This window comes from Vibrio sp. B1ASS3 (genome assembly GCF_905175355.1).
Taxonomy (GTDB): Bacteria; Pseudomonadota; Gammaproteobacteria; order Enterobacterales; family Vibrionaceae; genus Vibrio; species Vibrio owensii.
The window spans coordinates 2292469-2310237 of the sequence record NZ_HG992742.1 but is presented as its reverse complement, the minus strand read 5'-3'; the positions used below and the strand labels follow the sequence as shown (position 1 = coordinate 2310237).

The window sequence follows — 17769 nt, the reverse complement described above, 5'->3', positions numbered from 1 at the left end:
CTTTTCGAACCCACAGAAAGAAAAAGCGCAGCCAATTGAGCTGCGCTTTGTCTATCTTTGGCTGATTAATGAAATCAGTAAACGATCTGCACTCTAGATGCGTTATTCACTGCATCTTCAATCGAATCTTCAATAGTCTTGCGACGCGTTAAAACAACGCCTAAGCGACGACGACCGTTGATTTCAGGTTTGCCAAACAAACGTACTTGAGTTTGTGGCTGAGCTAGTGCTTTGGCAACATTGTCAAAGCGGATATCAGTTGATGTACCTTGACCTAAAATAACCGCTGATGCTGATGGTCCATACTGAACTATGTTGTTGATTGGCATGCCAGTAAACGCTCGAACATGCAGGGCGAACTCAGACATTTCTTGAGAAATCATGGTTACCATGCCGGTGTCGTGTGGGCGAGGGGACACTTCGTTAAAAATAACCTTATCGCCTTTAACAAACAGCTCTACACCAAAGATACCGTAGCCACCCAGTGCATTAACGACTTTCTCTGCCGTGTATTCAGCCGCTTTGATTGCGTTGTCTGACATTGCTTGTGGCTGCCATGATTCACGGTAGTCACCATCTTCTTGACGATGCCCGATCGGAGCACAGAAGTGCACTCCATCAGCTGCGCGCACGGTTAGCAATGTGATTTCGTAATCAAAGTCAATAAAGCCTTCAACAATCACACGCCCAGCACCTGTACGACCACCTTCTTGTGCGTAATCCCAAGCCGTTTGAACATCTTCTTCTGATTTGATAACGCTCTGGCCTTTACCAGAAGAGCTCATCACTGGCTTAACAACACACGGGATACCAACGTGTTCTACTGCTGCTTTAAAGTCCTCAAAGCTGTCAGCAAATTGATAAGGGGAAGTGTTTAGGGCCAACTCTTCAGCTGCAAGGCGGCGAATGCCTTCACGGTTCATTGTCAGCTTAGTTGCTTTCGCTGTAGGAACAACGTTCAAGCCTTTCTCTTCTAACTCGACCAATTTATCGGTCGCGATAGCTTCAATTTCAGGAACCACGTAAGCAGGTTGCTCTTTATTGATGATCTCTTCCAGTGCCTGTCCATCAAGCATGTCGATGACGTAGCTACGATGCGCCACTTGCATTGCTGGAGCATCGGCATAACGGTCGCACGCGATCACTTCCAAACCAAGACGTTGGCATTCAATTGCCACTTCTTTACCAAGCTCGCCAGAGCCCAAAAGTAATACACGGGTAGCATGAGTGCTAGTAGCAGTACCGAACATAGTGTTCCCTTACAAAATAAAGTGATGAAACCGAATTTGCAGGGGATCATACTGATTTTTTCGCGCGAAGCAAACGTTTGCGCAAGGTTTTTCGATAATAAAAAAGCCCTACACTGGGTAGAGCTTCTCGCTTAGCGTCTGGATAAATTAAACGTTCACAAAACTCACTGGAATATCAGGGTTTAGCGCTTCTAGCGTTGATTGAGTGTCGGCTAGGTGGCTGATCTTGCCTTGCGAGTTCTCAACCAGAGCTGCAGCTTTGATGTCTTCAAACTGCTCACCAGCCATCAGGATTTGAATCAGTGCAACCTGAAGCGGTGGAAGGCTAGGGTTGAACGCAGCATTTTCTGCATAAGCGCCTTGGAATACGCGACCACTGTTCATCTCAAGAGCAATACCGCTCAAGTTGTTAGTGTAAGGCGCGTGGCTGATGTTCATTGCGCTCACCGCTTTTTGGATCAGCTCGTCATCTTCATCACACACAAACTCGTGTTTTACATCTGCCATTAGACCAGATTCGATGCCTAAGTCTGCAGGACCAAAAGCTTCTGGAAGGTAGTGGTGTAGTGACTTTTCTTCGCGTTCTGGCAATTGGATCTTAAGTTCTTTTGCCGTAGTGAGCTCATTCATGAACTGACGACAGTGACCACAAGGGCTGTAGTTGATGGTGATGTCTTTCACACCATGTTCGCCTTTCATCCAAGCGTGACTGATCGCACACTGCTCAGCATGAACGGTTTGACCCAGTTGAACGCCGGAAAACTCCATGTTCGCACCGAAGTAAAGGCGACCAGATAGACCGCGAACAATCGCACCGACATAGAATTCAGAAATTGGAGCGTAAGAAAACGCTGCGGCAAAAGGAAGTAGAGCAACACGAAGCTCTTTGTCTGAAAGGTTGGTAGCGTTCAGCAGCTCATCAAACTGTTGCTCAGAAATAGTGGCATCAAAATCGTCAGCGAGAACGATAGGAGCAAGATGTGTTGAAAGTGCTTCAGGAGCGCTTGCTAGCGCCTGTTCAATGCGACTTTTCATGTTGAATCCTTGTTATTGCATGGACAGTTATTCTATGTGAAAGATGGAAATGTTCTGTGCTTTAGATCACGTTAATGTGTGTAATGATAATTTACGTTACATAATTAGAGTGGGCTCACACATGTATTCGATTTCACGACGATTTAACGTTATCTCTGTCCCACTAATAACTATATCAACGTATATTCATACTGCGAATTTTCTGGATGAGATTATGACCTGCTCACCTTATCGGGAAGCAAAGTAGAGCAGGTCATTGAGGTCTTTATTGGTATAACCAAACAGCCAAAGCAAAGAAGCTTGGCGCAAGAATAGAAGTGATGATGCCACACAGCACCAAAGCAAGAGATGAGAAAGCCGCATCACCAGGCTGTTTTTCAGCACATGTTGCTGTCCCAAGTGCGTGAGAGACAGTACCCATTGTAAGGCCACGAGCGATAGGGTGCTTAATGCCGATAAGGTTAAAGATTGGGTAAGCTAAAATCGCCCCGAATAACCCCACAATAAGCACTAAAATAGCCGCAACGGCAGCTTCACCACCTAAGTGGCTAGAGATTTCCATAGCGATAGGGGTAGTTACCGATTTGCCCACTAAGCTTGCAATCAGGCTGATGTCTGCTTTGAACGCAACGGCGATCAGTGTCGCTGTTAGCATCGACATCACGCTGCCCAAAGAGCAAGCCAGTGCGATAATGCGCCAGTTGGCTTTGATTTGAGGCAGTTGCTCATAGAGTGGATACGCTAGCGCAACAACAGCGGGTTGAAGCAAGAAGCTAATATACTCGTTGTCGGCGTAGTAGGTTTCAAACGGCACTTTCAAAAAGGTGAGTAGAGGGATCAATACTGCGATGCTGATTAAAAGCGGGTTTGCGATTGGGTTGTTAACCTTAATTGCGATTTGACGAGCGGCAAGGAAAACCACAATAGTGACAAGTAACCACATATTAGTGTTTCTCCTTCAGCAAGTAATCTAAGAACCACGCTAAGCTGACCAATACGATCAGTGACCCGCCTACGGCACTCGCAATAATTGGCAGTGCATTCGCCAGCAACATATCAAAGTGCTGCATCAAACCAACACTGATTGGGACGAACAATAAGATCATGTAGCGAATGAAAAGCGTCGCGCCAGGCTTAACCCATTCGACTTTGACGAAGCCAAGGGTCATAGAGAAAAACAGCACAAGCATGCCGATGACACTTCCAGGAACAGAAACGCCAGTGAATTTTTGAATAGTGTTGCCGATGCCAAGTGCTCCCATGATGAGTGCGAGGGAAATGAGCAAATGGACCAGCTGTAGTAATCGATCTTTAATCATTTTGACAGCATATAAAACAACAAGCACACCCGAAGGTGCGCTTGAACAAGGTAAGAAATTAGGAGGCTAAGCTCTCTACATAACGATAGACGGATTTTAGTATCGCTATCTTCTTTTCGTCACTTTCATGTTCGTGAACTAAGTTTTCTAAATTCAGCATGTACTCTTCAATTTGGCTTTCGAAAACTTCACGACAGTGTTGTGCCCAACGTCTTTGTTCTTGCTCATCCAGTGTGCCAGCGTAGTGACGGGCACGGTAACGAAACAGCAACGGCTTGATGCGTTTGTCATCAAACTCAATATCCAGCGCAGCAAGGTTATTTGGGTCTGTTTCACGAATGATGTCCATCGCTGCGCGATCTGCTGGTGAAAAGAAGCCATCGTACAGTTGCGTATCCACATCATCGCTCTTTTCGAACTCACGCTCAATAGAGAATAGACTAATTAGCTTCTCACGGATCTCTGGGTGTTGACGCAGCAACGCCAGATTACTCAAACATTTCTGACGGTCGATTCCAATCACTTCAGCGTTCTCTGCCGTTAACGTTTTAGCTGGAGCAAGAATAGGGCACTTGTTCAGATGCACGAGCTTTACGGGTACAGGCAGTAAGTCACCCAGTTCTTCACGCTTGGTGTACAAACGCTCTTTCAACTCTTCTGCTGAAAGCTCAAGGATTGGCTGAGGATCTTTGGCTAAATCAATCGTGATGACGGCGTTGTTGTTGGTTGGATGCCAAGCCACTGGAACAATCCAGCTTGTGTATTGGCACTCACGTCCCAACATGCTTGACACGTGCATCAATGGCGTCATGTTTACAATATCGACTAACTCGTTCAGCTTGCGCTTGTTACGCATCGAGTAAAAGTAATCAAACAGCTTTGGTTGCGCGGCTTTGACTTTCTTCGCCATCTCAATAGTAGCAATTACATCTGCCATCGCATCGTGAGCATTGCTGTGTTCAATACCGTTAGCCACTGATAAATGCTCAAGCTTGAAACTCGTAAAGCCTTCATCATTCTCCGGCCATTCCACACCTTCAGGACGAAGGGCATGACACGCTCGCATCACATCGAGCAAATCCCAGCGCGAGTTACCGTTTTGCCAGCTCCACGCATACGGGTCGATAAAGTTGCGGTAACAAGTGTAACGAGTGACTTCATCATCGAAACGGATGCTGTTGTAACCAAGGCTCGTTGTGTTTGGTTTAGAAAGCTCGGCGTGGATCTTAGCGATAAACTCTGGCTCAGGTAGGCCTTCTTGCATGGCTTTTTGTGGCGTAATACCAGTGATCAAAGCGGCTTCTGGTGAAGGGAGATAATCAGCAGGTGGGCGACAGTACATGACCAAAGGTTCACCAATGATATTGAAGTTTTCATCAGTGCGAACGCCTGCGAACTGGCTTGGACGATCTTTGGCTGGACTTGTTCCCCAAGTCTCGTAATCAAAAAAGAAAAAAGTGGGCTGATTATCTTGGTGCATTCTGCTTACCGTTTACGGAACCGATTGAGGGTATTAGACCATTCAACGCCTTGACTCGCAACGAAAGATGCAAGGTGATGTTGTGAAAATGGAAAAGCCGATGGCGAACCGTCGGCTTAATATTTCGGAATTGACCAATGCTTAGGCTATTGAGGTGTTGTATCACCCAAAATCTAAGGTTAATAGCAAGCGAGGTTCACTCGATTCAATGTTCGGAGACCGGTGTACCAGACCTCTGTTTTCATTGCCGCTCCAACGTTCACCTTTCAGAAGTGCAACATCACCCACAGACAAATCTTGAATGTCATTCTCTTTCATGTACAAACCTGATTCTGAGTCTGGGAGTCCATTGCTACCGTGCCCCAGTTTGGCGCGATTGACGGCATCATTGGCTAGCCACTGTGTCGCAGTACCATGATATGTGGTTACCAATCGGCAAGGTACTTGGTCAACGTGAAAGCGGGGGCACATTGCGCTATTAAGCGTTGCGAGGCGTAATCCTGCATCTTTTAGTTCAAACAGATAGCAGAACATATCAACCAGTTCAGCAATATTTCTTAGTAGCACTTCTGGCGCTTTTCCGTCAGTTGCGAATTGCAACGTTTCTAAAGCATTTTCTGGGGAGACGCTCAACGACTTACCAAAGTTGGGGTTTGATGTAACAAACGCTTTGCTGGCATCAATCAGTTGTTGATCAAATTGACGCTGCCAAATCGCGATATTGATGTCTTCCTGATAAATGTCTGCCAACACCGTCGGTTCTTTTCGTGCACTGAAACATGCAGTTTTGTGTGTGTTTCCCAAGGCTTCAGTTGTAATGGACTCGGTTAAAGTTGAAGTCATGATATAACCTCCGATGTTATTCGTATGCGCTTTAGTTTATTGAAATGTTATATCATAACAGTTAGTGCTAACAAACCCATTTGCCGCAAATGTTATTTAGACTCTGGTAAGTCTTTGAAAGAGGTTGGGGGGGAGATTCGTCATGCTTTATTTTAGCGAGCCTGAAAACCAAAAAAGCCGATGGGAAAACCATCGGCTCGTGTAAGAAATGTTTATTGGGTAGCGATTACGCTTTCTGTTCTTCCAACGCAGTTTCACTATTGGTCGACTTTAGCACTCGGCTAGTAATCGTTCCGGCTGTCATTGCGCCAGACACATTAAGTGCAGTTCGTGCCATATCGATCAATGGTTCGATAGAAATAAGCAACGCAGCAATTGTCACAGGCAAGCCCATTGCAGGAAGTACAATCAATGCTGCAAAAGTTGCGCCACCACCTACACCGGCAATACCGAAAGAGCTAATTGTAATGATGGCAATCAATGACAAAATGAAGTTGATGTCTAGAGGATCGATACCCATTGTTGGCGCTACCATCACCGCCAGCATTGCTGGGTAAATACCTGCACAGCCGTTCTGACCGATAGTGGCACCGAAAGACGCGGACAAGTTCGCAATCGCTGGTGGCACGTTTAGCTTGGTGATTTGTGCTTCAACGTTAAGTGGAATCGTTGCCGCTGAGCTGCGTGACGTAAACGCAAATGTCAGTACGGGCCAGATCTTCTTAAAGTACTCTGCTGGGCTCACACCAACGAAAGACACTAGCAGTCCGTGTACAAGGAACATAAGTAAAATAGCAACGTACGATGCCACGATGAAGCCTAACAGGTTAAGGATGTCACCAGCACTTGAAGTTGCAACGACTTTTGCCATCAACGCTGCGATACCGTAAGGCGTTAATGCCATGATCATCTTAACTAAACGCATCACGATAGATTGAGCTGCCTCAACGAAAGTGCGAATAGGAGATTCTAGCTCTTCTTTTTCTGCCATTACTTTACGCGCAGCGATACCTACTAACACACCAAAGATAACTACAGCAATGATCGATGTAGAGCGAGCACCTGTTAGGTCAGCAAATGGGTTGGTTGGAATAAAGCTAACTAGCATCTGAGGAATCGTTAGGTCGCTTACTGAGCCTACACGGCTTTCTAGTACCGCAATGCGAGCTGTTTCACGCGCACCTTCTGTGAGGCCTTCTGCAGAAAGACCAAAAGTTGTGGTCACCAGAATACCAATCATGGCAGCAATAGCGGTCGTAACGAGAAGAACAGAAATCGTAAGGCCAGAAATCTTACCCAGAGAGCCGCCTTTTTCCAGCTTAACAACCGCTGAAATCATAGAGACCACTACCAATGGCATAATGACCATCTTCAACAGGCCAACGTAACCACTACCAACGATACCAACCCACTCAAGCGTTTGAGCAATCACATCGCTACCTTCTCCATGAACCAGTTGTAAAGCAAGACCGAAAAGTGAACCAGTCACAAGACCAATTAACACAAGACGAGATAACGTGTTCTTTTTTTGTTGTTGGTTAAAAAGAAAGAATAATATGGCGATAAACACCGCCAGAGAGGCAACCACTGCGAAATTCATAATCTGACCTTATTAATCAGCGCCAAATGCTGACTGTTTTTTATACGGGGCTATATACTGGTAACGTAAGATACCGATCGGGATATAACTTTAAAAATGAAAAACAGGTATTAGATAGATCGAAAATGAATATAAAAGTGAGACGCATATCTCGTGCAATAACGTTTTAGCACAAGATTTATCCGATTTTATTTAGTCATAATGCTTGATGAGGTCCATCATCTCTCTTCTATGCAAATAGACGATTGGGTCTTGTTGATAGCTGAAAACTTGGTAAATCATCGCTTTGGCTACGTCTTGAGCTTGAATAGGCACAAAATTAGCCAGCTTCCCCAGCATAAGCGGACGAATTACTTTAGAAAGAGTCTGAACAACCTTCTCATCTGTACGAGGATTTTCTCGTTGCCCGACCAGAGGTCCCGGTCTTGCGAAGACCACTTCTTCAAAGCCCATCTTTTCAATATTTTTTTCCATGTGGCCTTTGCAAGCAAGATAGTGGGATGATGAAGAGGCTTTTGCACCCAAACTCGATACGACGGCAAGGCGTTTTACGCCAATCAACTTCATTTGCTGAGCCACTTTACACACTAACTCGACATCGATTTTCCTTAAACCGTCTTTGCTGCCGGCTTGCTTCAATGTCGTACCAAGACAAATAAAACCAACACGAGGGGTCGGTTGTTGTTCGTCCCAGTCATGAATGGTGAGCTCAGCATCGAGAAGTGGGATGATTTTATTATCAGGGTCGGCAATGTCAGTGAGGGCTCGTCGAGAAAGGGAATACAGAGTTTCGATGCTGGGCTGTGAGATCAGTTGAAGGAAGACTTCTCTACCAACCAGCCCTGTTGCGCCAGCGATTATGACACATGCATTTGAATCGTTACTCATTGTATTCTTCCTCATAGAGAACAGTTGCTTAGGCTATTGTAGCTTAATTGTTCAGCCAAGCATTAGGCATGCTATCAATGTTTGACGCACGACCCGTTTGCTCGCTCTTCAAACGAGGCAAATAAAAAGACCCGCGGGACAAACGGGTCTTTTTTCTTAGGAGAATGATAAGGGTATGGATCGCCGAGATTGGCGTGGTGGGTTTGGCTTGCCTCTCTTAGCGGGGCGACGACTTTGATTGGCAAACATAATTTCTCGCTTTTTTGTTAGGGACGATTTCTCTAAAGCATCACGCGTGCCAACTTTCAAAATACAGACGATGAGGAAATCAGCTCTCGTTTCATTTACGCCTAATCTTTGTTAGACGTGCTATTGGATAGTTTTTATTTATCAATGTTTTAAGTTGTTTGGCTAGACTGATGTTGACCATCAGACGTTATCAATTAGAGCGCTGAAAAATAAATGACTGAGACTGAGTTGGTTTAAGTTGAATGCTTTCTTTAGTAGAACAAGCTTGTTGAAATAACATTTTTATCAATATGACTGTCGAATTGACAAAAAGCGCTGTCAAAAAGAGAAAATCAGATGAAATTGCACGGGAGAGGGGTACACTTGTTCTCTCAATTTGTCGGGAGTCTCATTTCTCTCGCGCTTTTCTAAGACCAAGGACGTCGTATGAACATAGATCTCAGTACGCTTGCGCCAACGCAGGTGTATCATTTGATGACTCAAACTGTCATTCCTCGCCCAATCGCTTGGGTGCTCACAGACTCAGGTGAGCAAAACTTCAACTTAGCACCATTTTCCTACTTTACTGCGGTTTCTAGCCGTCCACCTTTATTGATGATTTCTGTGGGAAAAAAGCCCAATGGGGACATCAAGGACACCACGCGAAATGCATTAGAAACCGGTAAGTTGGTTATCCATATTGCACCCAGCGATCTCGCGGATAAAGTCACTTTATCTTCTGCCACATTAGAACATGGGGAATCTGAACTGGAGACGACTCAACTTGAGACGGTTGATTTCCAAGGTTTCGAATTACCACGCTTAGAGGGCGCGCCAATTGCATTCGGTTGTAAGTTGCATGAAGTGATAGAGATGGGGGAGACACCGCAAAGTTTAATCTTTGCAGAGATTGAACACATTTATGTCGATGAGCGGGTCATATCCATGGAGGGTGACCGTTTAAAAGTTGATGCCTTAGCTGTAGACCCATTAGCTCGGTTAGGCGGTAATGAATACGCCACGTTAGAAAAAACTTTTTCTGTCGCTCGTCCAAAATAAAGATTAAGGAATCATCATCATGGATCGCTCTTTTGCCTCAGAAATTCAAGCTCGTATTGATAACAAAACCAAGCCATTAGGCGCTCTTGGTTTGCTCGAAAAAGTGGCGCTAGAACTGGCGTTAATTCAAAGCCAAGATAAGCTTCAATCGGTTGAAACAATAGAAATTCGCAAACCAACCATGTTGGTATTCGCTGGTGATCATGGTATCGCAGAAGAAGGGGTGAGCATTGCGCCAAGTGCTGTGACTCAACAAATGGTGGCGAATTTTCTTGCAGGTGGCGCCGCCATTAATTGTTTCTGCGATCTTAACCAAATTGACTTTAAGGTCATTGATTGTGGCATGTTGTCACCGATCGATACCTTAGTTCCTGACTTTAAAAATCATCCCAACTTGATTGAGAAACGTCTGGGAAATGGCACGGCAAACTTTGCTAAACAAACGGCGATGTCACTAGAACAAGTCGCGCTAGGTTTAGAATATGGAGCCCAGGTCGCGCAGCAGGCGATTCTTAGTGGCTCGAACTTGTTGATGTTTGGTGAGATGGGGATTGGCAATACCAGTTCGGCATCGGCATTGTTAACTGCGCTGAGTCCATTGGAAGTCGACCATTGCGTTGGTTATGGCACGGGCATTACTCAAGAGCAACTAAACCGCAAAATCAAGCTAGTCGCACAAGGCGTGAATCGCTGCCGTGACCTTGACACCAAAGGTGCGTTAGCTCAAGTCGGTGGTTTCGAAATCGTGCAAATGGTCGGCGCATTCTTAGAAGCGAAACGCCACAAAACGCCAGTCTTGGTCGATGGATTTATCGTCTCTGTTGCCGCTTATGTCGCGACTCTATTAGATGAAGAGACGCGAGATTACATGTTGTTTGCTCATAACTCAGAAGAGAATGGGCACAAGTTTGTGCTGGAATGCTTACAAGCGGAGCCTCTCTTAGATCTTGGACTGCGCTTAGGTGAAGGAACCGGAGCAGCGCTTGCTTTGCCACTCGTAAAAGCGGCGGCTCAGTTTTACAACAACATGGCGAGCTTTGAGAGTGCGGGAGTGACGGTTTAGTGTCTGCTTCTGAGAATACTCACACTTCAGAGACTCGTTCTTTGCGCTATCAGAGTGAGCTTTTCTTGCTCGCAGTAAGCTTTTTTAGCCGCATACCAGTGCCTTCTGATTTACCTTACAGTGAAACGCGCATGAACCAAGCGGGCCGATATTTTGCTTTGGTCGGTGTGTTGCTAGGGCTACTGTGCGCAGCTGTGTTTTCACTGGCAAGTTTATTGTTCCCAAACTCAGTTTCCATCGTGTTAACCATGGCATTTAGCCTGCTCCTTACCGGCGCTTTTCATGAGGATGGTTTAACGGATATGGCAGATGGCATTGGCGGTGGTATGACGTTAGAGCGCCGTTTAACCATCATGAAAGACAGCCGCATCGGGACGTACGGAGCGGCAACGCTAGTGATGGCGCTGCTAGCGAAGTTTGTATTTTGGAGTGAGTTAGCCGATGAGCCTCAGTTTTGGCTGATGATCGTCGTGGCGTACACCGTGAGTCGAGCGCTGGCTGCCACTCTCATATATGACATGCCTTACGTTAGTGACGCGGATACCTCGAAAAGTAAACCGTTAGCGAATAAGCAATCGAGCTTAGAAGTCGCGATACTGCTCTTAACTGGTGGGGTTCTAGCGTTGTTATTGGGCGTGACTCAGGCTGCTGTGATTGTATTGGTATTGGCACTGTTTCGTGTGGGCTTTAAACGCTGGCTGACCAAACGTATTGGCGGATTTACTGGCGATTGCCTAGGTGCCGCGCAGCAGCTTTCAGAGTTGCTTGTTTATCTCACTCTTATCGCATTTAGTCATTCATTATGAAGCAACTTATTCTAGGTGGTGCTCGCTCAGGAAAGTCGAGCTTAGCAGAGATCAGGGCGCAACAATGGGCAAAAAATAAAAACGGAACGCTTCACTATGTGGCGACGGCATTGCCTTTTGATGATGAAATGAGGCAACGCATTACTCACCATAAACTGCAGCGAGGGACCGGGTGGATTGAACATGAATGTCCGCTTAACTTGCCTCAGCTTATTTGTGAGTTTTCGACTCAAGATATTGTGTTAGTTGACTGTCTCACGCTTTGGCTCAACAACTGGATCTTTGAACTCGGTGATGACTGCTGTAATGAGCGGTTAGAGGAGCAAATTGAGTTGTTGGTGAATGCGGCGGCGCAATCTGACGCGACGCTGATTTTTGTCTCTAACGAAGTCGGTATGGGCATTGTGCCGCTCGGCGCCGTCAGTCGTTATTTTGTTGATAATGCGGGACGGATGAATCAAAAACTGGCGACCGTATGTGAACAAGTCACGTTTGTCGCTGCGGGTTTGCCACTTGAGCTCAAACCACAGGAAGGGAAGAGATGAAAACGCTGAATATCTATTTACTGCGACACGGGAAAGTGAACGCAGCCCCAGGTTTACACGGACAAGCCGATTTAAAAGTCGATGAAGCTGAGCAACGCAAAATTGCTCAAGCCTGGCAACAAACGGGTCGAGAAGTAGAAGGGATCATCAGCTCTCCTTTGTCACGTTGTCACGACCTTGCTGAGATACTTGCGGAGCAGCAACTTTTGCCTTTAAGTGTGGAGCCACAACTTCAAGAATTGGATTTTGGTGATTTCGACGGCATCCCATTTGACATGCTTTCTGAGCACTGGAATAAGCTCGATGCGTTTTGGAAAGCACCAGCACAATACACCTTACCGAATGCTGAGAGCTTGGATGATTTCTCTCATCGTGTAACTTGTGCTTGGTCTCAAATCATTAATGATATCAATGACAACTTGCTAATTGTCACGCATGGTGGCGTAATTAGAATGATTCTTGCCCATGTATTGGGTGTAGATTGGCGCAATCCGCGATGGTATTCGACATTAGCGATAGGAAATGCGTCAGTAACACATATAACAATTACCATCGATGATCAGATTTACGCCTCAGTTCGTTCGATAGGCGTACCACTATTTGAAAATTAGTCACGGAAGTAGCCAACGCTTGGATCTCTACCGAGTTTAAGAGAGAAAAGAGCTGGCTCGATTACATCAAAAGGAACCATAAATGACCGCTCCTAGCTGGGATTTATCCATCGTTTATAACGATCTCGCTGACCCACGAATTCAAGATGACATTGCCCTTGTAGAGCAATGCATTGACCTACTCAATAAACAGTCTGCCGATTGTAACTCTGTTGAAGTGATGCAAAACGCAATCTTAACCAGCGAGGCGGCAAGCCGTTTGGCTGGCACTATTGCGAACTTCGCAAACTGTTACGCGTCAGTGGATGCGACAAATGCAGAAGCGAAAGCACTGCTGGGTCGTATGACGCGTATTTTCTCTGAGCTTTCTCAAGCTTACAGTGCGTTTGAGCTTAAATTGACTCACGCTGATGAAGAGTTCATTACTCGCGTTTTGGATCATGAAAATCCAGACATCAGTGGTCAGGCGTTTTCAATCCTAAACTCTCGCAAACTGGCTGACACACGCTTAAGCACCGAAGAAGAAAAGCTGTTAGCGGCAATGAGCGTGGATGGAAAATCTGCGTGGGGTAAGTTATACAACAACCTCACGGGCTCTTTGAAAGTGAAGCTTGACTACACTGATGGTGAAAGTGAAGAGCTTGGCTTCTCGCAAGCAGCAAGCATTCTTTATGGTTCTGAATTTGATCGCCAAGAAGCTGCGTGGCGTGGCGTTCAAAAGGCGATGGCAACACATCAAGAATCTTTCGCTTCTATCCTTAACGCGCTTTCAGGTTGGCGTTTAACAGAGAATAAAAAGCGTTCTACCAAACGTGATGTCCATTTCCTTGATCCAAGCTTACATGGCAGCCGAATCAAAGCAGAAACGTTGGATGCCATGATGAAAGTCGCTAAAGACAGCCGTGAGATTGGTCAAAAAGCCGGTTTGTTGATGGCGAAGGTTCACGGTCTGGATGAGATGAAACCGTGGAATCATCTTGCTGCGATGCCTGCTTTGAGTGGCGAAGCGAAAGTTTATCCATTTGATGAAGCAATCGACGTCATTTGTGAAGCGTTCGAAACCGTGAATCCAGATATGTCTGAGTTTGTCCGCATGATGGTACAAAACGGCTGGATTGATGCAGCGCCTAATGCCAACAAACGCCTTGGCGCATACTGTACTAAGCTGCCGGCGACGCGCACGCCGCTCGTGTTTATGACGTGGAGTGGCAGCCGCTCAGACCTGATGACGCTTGCTCATGAGCTTGGTCACGCGTTCCACAACTGGGTGATTCGTGACTTGCCGCTTTGCCAAACGTACTACCCGATGACGTTGGCAGAAACCGCCTCGATTTTCGCTGAAAACATCGTTCGCGATCATCTGATTTCAAAAGCAGAAAGTGTGGATGACAAGCTCGAAATGCTGTGGGAAGAGCTCTCTTCGGCGTTAGCGCTGATGATCAATATTCCAGTTCGTTACGAATTCGAAAAAGCTTTCTACGAGCGTCGCCAAGAGGGTGAACTCACAGCTGATGATTTCTGTGAACTGATGTCAGAAACGTGGAAAGATTGGTATGGCGATGTGATGAGCGAGGCTGACCCTTATTTCTGGGCGAGCAAACTGCACTTCTCCATTTCTGGGGTGAGCTTCTACAACTACCCATATCTGTTCGGTTTCTTGTTCAGTAAAGGTATCTACGCTCAACGTGAAGCTAAAGGGGAGCGTTTCTACGACGATTACGTAGATCTATTACGTGACACTGGCAACATGATGGCTGAAGAAGTTGTAGACAAGCATCTTTCAATGGATCTGACGCAACCCGAATTTTGGCAGCAGAGTGTGGAGCTAGTTCGTGACAAAGTAGACGAATTTGAACGTTTACTCGCACAACGTGGTGAATAAACGCTAAAAGTTGATCAAATCATAATGATCTTCTTTAGGGCTGTGGTAAAGTTCACAGCCCTAACACTTTGTAATTGTTTAAAAAATAAACGCCTCAATGCTTGATTTGAGTGCATGGCGCGAAAAGGTATGGGATTTTAAATAAATTTGGTGGCTTCTACTCATAAGTGGGATCGCAACAACAAAAATCCTTTGTACAATTTATTAACATACCCGCCGTGCTATTAAGGAGTAACGCATGACGAAGTCTCTCTTTCGCCAATCGTTTTTAACTGACACGTTAGATGTTCATATTGATGTCGCGCCAGCGGAGCAGGTGCTGTCTAATGGTGTAAAACTTAAACTCTATCAGCGTGGTGTGCTAGAAGTGATTCCTGACGAATACACTCAGGAAACCAAGAACGTCATCATCTCTTGTGGTGTCCACGGGGATGAAACCGCACCGATGGAGCTGGTGGATTCAATTATCAAAGACATCGAATCTGGCTTCCAGAAAGTCGAGGCTCGATGCTTATTCATTATCGCTCACCCAGAATCGACTCTGGCGCACACGCGATTTTTAGAAGAAAACCTTAACCGACTGTTTGATGAGAAAGAGCACGAGCCAACCAAAGAGCTTGCGATTGCTGATACTCTCAAATTGTTGGTGAGAGATTTCTATCAAGATACGGCAGCTGAAACACGCTGGCACTTAGATTTGCACTGTGCGATCCGTGATTCAAAGCACTACACCTTTGCGGTGAGTCCGAAAACGCGTCATCCCGTTCGTAGCAAAGCTTTGATTGATTTCCTCGATAGTGCACATATTGAAGCGGTGCTGCTTTCTAACTCGCCAACCAGTACATTCAGCTGGTTCAGTGCAGAAAACTATGGCGCTCAAGCTTTGACGATGGAGCTTGGTCGAGTGGCTCGTATTGGTGAAAACGACTTAGACAAACTGACTGCGTTCGATTTGTCACTGCGTAACCTAATCGCAGAGGCGAAAGCGGAGCACTTGTCTAAGCCATGTATCAAGTACCGTGTGAGTCGTACGATTGTACGCTTGCACGAAGATTTCGATTTCATGTTTGATGACAACGTCGAGAACTTCACCTCATTCGTTCACGGCGAAGTGTTTGGTCACGATGGTGACAAACCGTTGATGGCGAAGAACGATAACGAAGCCGTTGTTTTCCCAAATCGCCACGTCGCGATTGGTCAACGCGCAGCATTAATGGTGTGTGAAGTGAAAACGCGCTACGAAGATGGCGAGTTAGTCTACGATTAATGCCATATCGCTTTCATTTCGGTGACTAAAGCGTAAGAACACATTTGCAATTTACCGAGGCTTAACTGTAAGGTTAAGCCTCGTTTGTATTTATCGGCTACTATGGATTTTCAACAACTTATCCTGAACAAGGAACGACGCTGGCAACGCAATCTTTTGATCATGTCAGTGATTCTCGTGCTGCTCTCTGCTATCCACTTGATGGTCGGAGAGGTATTCCTTTCTCCTTTTCAGTCTCTCTCTGCATTTGAACAAAAACTCTTGTTGGATCTACGTCTGCCACGTTTGGTTTCTGCCGCCATTATCGGGGCAGCATTGGCGGTCTCTGGTGCTACCTTACAAGTTCTGCTTGGCAACGTATTAGCCGAACCCGGCGTTCTCGGGATCTCCGGTGGCGCGAGCTTGGCAATGGTGCTCGTCATGTTTGCCTTGCCGGTTTTACCTTCTCCGATGATCTTTATGTTGGCTGCCATTGCCGGTTCGATGCTGTTTACCGTCATATTGGTTGGTATCGCAAGGGCAATGCATCTCACTACTGCAAGGCTGCTGCTCGTCGGCGTTGCACTGGGTATTTTGTCGAGCGCCATTGTGACGTGGGCATTCTACTTTAGCGATGACTTGAGCCTACGTCAGTTAATGTATTGGCTAATGGGCAGCATTGGTGGGGCAAGTTGGTATCAGCACACCGTTACTTTGGTCATGCTACCTGTATTGATTTGGCTCTGTTGCAAGGGCAAACCGCTTGATAAGTTGATGCTTGGGGAAATCCATGCCACTCAACTAGGTATTGATGTTCATCAGATGCGCTGGAAACTCATTTTGGCAATCTCCGTACTTGTTGGTGGTTCCGTTGCGTTGGGTGGGATCATTAGCTTTGTGGGCTTAGTCGTGCCGCATCTGCTTCGATTAGCGTTTGGTACAGAAAACCGTTACCTGTTGCCTCTGTCGGCAATATCTGGCGCAGCCTTATTGGTGTTTGCTGATATCGGCGCGCGTTTGTTGCTCGATTCTGCAGAGCTGCCGCTGGGAGTGATGACCACTTCTATCGGCGCACCTATCTTCATTTGGATGCTGGTGAAAAGTCATGATGCACGTTAAGCACATCGCAGTGGGAAGCCGTCTACTACCGCTCTCCTTTGAATGTAAGCCGGGTGAGGTTGTTCATGTCGTGGGTCCAAACGGCTCAGGAAAGAGTACATTGCTTGGTGCGATATCTGGCACCTTAACTCAGCGTGAAGGCGTGAGTGGGGAAGTGCTTGTCGACAATAACGATTTGCTAGCAATGCCACTTTCAGAACAAGCCCATATCCGTGGGTATTTGTGTCAGCAATCAAGACCTGCATTCAATGTTGATGTCTTTCAATACTTAGCACTTTCACTGCCAACGGGTGCCAATATCAGCGATGCGAAAGTACGAGATGCCGTTAATGTCGTTATTGAGCTGGTGCAACTGCAAGACAAGCTTCATCGAAGCATTCAGACATTATCCGGTGGTGAATGGCAACGTGTCCGTTTAGCCGGGGTGTGCTTGCAAGTGTGGCGTACAATTAACCCTTACTCTCAGCTATTGATTTTGGATGAACCCGCAGCGCCGCTGGATATTGCCCAAGAAGGACTGCTATACCTGCTCATTAATGCCGTCGCTGCGCAAGGCATCGGGGTGTTGGTCGCAAACCACGACCTAAACCGAACGCTTAAGCATGCTGATAAGGTACTGCTGCTCAATAACGGCGTATTGCATTCTTCCGGTAACGCCGATGAAGTGCTATCAGAAGAAGGATTAGCTGAGGTGTTCAAAACTCAAGTTAAGAAGGTCTTGGTAGAAGAAAGGCCGTATCTGATTTTTGATTAGTATCCTAAAGGAAGACAGAGCATTCAGATGCCAAGCATTTA

17 protein-coding genes are annotated in these 17769 nt (G+C 46.2%); 9 read left to right on the top strand and 8 right to left on the bottom strand.

Annotated features, from left to right (window positions below; genetic code table 11):
- Positions 1–74: 74 nt before the first annotated feature.
- From purT to KJB05_RS10585, 8 genes are all read right to left on the bottom strand, one after another.
- Positions 75–1250: a formate-dependent phosphoribosylglycinamide formyltransferase gene (gene purT, locus KJB05_RS10620; RefSeq protein ID WP_208445443.1), complete on the bottom strand. Its 1176-nt coding sequence runs from the start codon at positions 1248–1250 to the stop codon at positions 75–77.
- Positions 1251–1397: 147 nt separating this feature from the next.
- A complete protein-coding gene (cdd, locus tag KJB05_RS10615) occupies positions 1398–2285 on the bottom strand; it encodes a cytidine deaminase (protein WP_208445442.1) in 888 nt (295 codons plus the stop codon).
- A 265-nt stretch (positions 2286–2550) separates the two neighbouring features.
- A complete protein-coding gene (locus KJB05_RS10610; protein ID WP_009705896.1) occupies positions 2551–3228 on the bottom strand; it encodes an LrgB family protein in 678 nt (225 codons plus the stop codon).
- 1 nt (position 3229) lies between these two features.
- Complete coding sequence (locus KJB05_RS10605; protein WP_005439820.1) at positions 3230–3604, bottom strand: CidA/LrgA family protein; 375 nt, start codon at positions 3602–3604, stop codon at positions 3230–3232.
- Between the two features lie 58 nt (positions 3605–3662).
- Positions 3663–5084, bottom strand: coding sequence for an exodeoxyribonuclease I (gene sbcB, locus KJB05_RS10600; RefSeq protein WP_208445441.1), 1422 nt, complete (start codon positions 5082–5084; stop codon positions 3663–3665).
- Positions 5085–5246: 162 nt separating this feature from the next.
- A complete protein-coding gene (locus KJB05_RS10595) occupies positions 5247–5927 on the bottom strand; it encodes a DUF1826 domain-containing protein (protein WP_208445440.1) in 681 nt (226 codons plus the stop codon).
- 226 nt (positions 5928–6153) lie between these two features.
- Positions 6154–7527 carry an L-cystine transporter gene (locus KJB05_RS10590; protein ID WP_208445439.1) on the bottom strand — a complete coding sequence of 458 codons (1374 nt, stop codon included), beginning with the start codon at positions 7525–7527 and terminating at the stop codon, positions 6154–6156.
- Positions 7528–7719: 192 nt separating this feature from the next.
- Positions 7720–8415, bottom strand: a complete 696-nt coding sequence (locus tag KJB05_RS10585) for an NAD(P)H-binding protein (protein ID WP_208445438.1) — start codon at positions 8413–8415, stop codon at positions 7720–7722.
- 675 nt (positions 8416–9090) lie between these two features.
- Here KJB05_RS10585 and KJB05_RS10580 point away from each other — a divergent pair.
- From KJB05_RS10580 to btuD, 9 genes are all read left to right on the top strand, one after another.
- Entirely contained in the window at positions 9091–9702 is a 612-nt protein-coding gene (locus tag KJB05_RS10580) for a flavin reductase family protein (protein WP_017190319.1), read from the top strand.
- A gap of 19 nt (positions 9703–9721) precedes the next feature.
- A complete protein-coding gene (gene cobT / locus KJB05_RS10575; protein ID WP_208445437.1) occupies positions 9722–10765 on the top strand; it encodes a nicotinate-nucleotide--dimethylbenzimidazole phosphoribosyltransferase in 1044 nt (347 codons plus the stop codon).
- The gene (locus KJB05_RS10570; RefSeq protein ID WP_208445436.1) at positions 10765–11571 is read left to right on the top strand and encodes an adenosylcobinamide-GDP ribazoletransferase; all 807 of its coding nucleotides are present in this window, start codon (positions 10765–10767) and stop codon (positions 11569–11571) included. Before cobT ends, KJB05_RS10570 begins: the two co-directional genes overlap by 1 nt.
- The gene (gene cobU / locus KJB05_RS10565; RefSeq protein ID WP_208445435.1) at positions 11568–12116 is read left to right on the top strand and encodes a bifunctional adenosylcobinamide kinase/adenosylcobinamide-phosphate guanylyltransferase; all 549 of its coding nucleotides are present in this window, start codon (positions 11568–11570) and stop codon (positions 12114–12116) included. Before KJB05_RS10570 ends, cobU begins: the two co-directional genes overlap by 4 nt.
- Positions 12113–12727, top strand: a complete 615-nt coding sequence (gene cobC / locus KJB05_RS10560) for an alpha-ribazole phosphatase (protein WP_005439833.1) — start codon at positions 12113–12115, stop codon at positions 12725–12727. The genes cobU and cobC overlap by 4 nt, the downstream gene beginning before the upstream one ends.
- Before the next feature lie 82 nt (positions 12728–12809).
- Positions 12810–14609 carry a M3 family oligoendopeptidase gene (locus tag KJB05_RS10555; protein WP_208445434.1) on the top strand — a complete coding sequence of 600 codons (1800 nt, stop codon included), beginning with the start codon at positions 12810–12812 and terminating at the stop codon, positions 14607–14609.
- A 238-nt stretch (positions 14610–14847) separates the two neighbouring features.
- Positions 14848–15876 carry a succinylglutamate desuccinylase gene (locus tag KJB05_RS10550; RefSeq protein ID WP_005439838.1) on the top strand — a complete coding sequence of 343 codons (1029 nt, stop codon included), beginning with the start codon at positions 14848–14850 and terminating at the stop codon, positions 15874–15876.
- 102 nt (positions 15877–15978) lie between these two features.
- Positions 15979–16974 carry a vitamin B12 ABC transporter permease BtuC gene (gene btuC / locus KJB05_RS10545; protein WP_020197786.1) on the top strand — a complete coding sequence of 332 codons (996 nt, stop codon included), beginning with the start codon at positions 15979–15981 and terminating at the stop codon, positions 16972–16974.
- Positions 16961–17728 (top strand): vitamin B12 ABC transporter ATP-binding protein BtuD, encoded by a 768-nt coding sequence (gene btuD / locus KJB05_RS10540; protein WP_208445433.1) that lies wholly within the window; start codon positions 16961–16963, stop codon positions 17726–17728. Before btuC ends, btuD begins: the two co-directional genes overlap by 14 nt.
- Positions 17729–17769 lie beyond the last annotated feature (41 nt).

Coding starts and splice junctions, on each gene's coding strand:
- purT (WP_208445443.1), bottom strand. CDS start 1,250: ATGTTCGGTACTGCTACTAGCACTCATGCTACCCGTGTATTACTTTTG.
- cdd (WP_208445442.1), bottom strand. CDS start 2,285: ATGAAAAGTCGCATTGAACAGGCGCTAGCAAGCGCTCCTGAAGCACTT.
- KJB05_RS10610 (WP_009705896.1), bottom strand. CDS start 3,228: ATGTGGTTACTTGTCACTATTGTGGTTTTCCTTGCCGCTCGTCAAATC.
- KJB05_RS10605 (WP_005439820.1), bottom strand. CDS start 3,604: ATGATTAAAGATCGATTACTACAGCTGGTCCATTTGCTCATTTCCCTC.
- sbcB (WP_208445441.1), bottom strand. CDS start 5,084: ATGCACCAAGATAATCAGCCCACTTTTTTCTTTTTTGATTACGAGACT.
- KJB05_RS10595 (WP_208445440.1), bottom strand. CDS start 5,927: ATGACTTCAACTTTAACCGAGTCCATTACAACTGAAGCCTTGGGAAAC.
- KJB05_RS10590 (WP_208445439.1), bottom strand. CDS start 7,527: ATGAATTTCGCAGTGGTTGCCTCTCTGGCGGTGTTTATCGCCATATTA.
- KJB05_RS10585 (WP_208445438.1), bottom strand. CDS start 8,415: ATGAGTAACGATTCAAATGCATGTGTCATAATCGCTGGCGCAACAGGG.
- KJB05_RS10580 (WP_017190319.1), top strand. CDS start 9,091: ATGAACATAGATCTCAGTACGCTTGCGCCAACGCAGGTGTATCATTTG.
- cobT (WP_208445437.1), top strand. CDS start 9,722: ATGGATCGCTCTTTTGCCTCAGAAATTCAAGCTCGTATTGATAACAAA.
- cobU (WP_208445435.1), top strand. CDS start 11,568: ATGAAGCAACTTATTCTAGGTGGTGCTCGCTCAGGAAAGTCGAGCTTA.
- cobC (WP_005439833.1), top strand. CDS start 12,113: ATGAAAACGCTGAATATCTATTTACTGCGACACGGGAAAGTGAACGCA.
- KJB05_RS10555 (WP_208445434.1), top strand. CDS start 12,810: ATGACCGCTCCTAGCTGGGATTTATCCATCGTTTATAACGATCTCGCT.
- KJB05_RS10550 (WP_005439838.1), top strand. CDS start 14,848: ATGACGAAGTCTCTCTTTCGCCAATCGTTTTTAACTGACACGTTAGAT.
- btuC (WP_020197786.1), top strand. CDS start 15,979: ATGGATTTTCAACAACTTATCCTGAACAAGGAACGACGCTGGCAACGC.
- btuD (WP_208445433.1), top strand. CDS start 16,961: ATGATGCACGTTAAGCACATCGCAGTGGGAAGCCGTCTACTACCGCTC.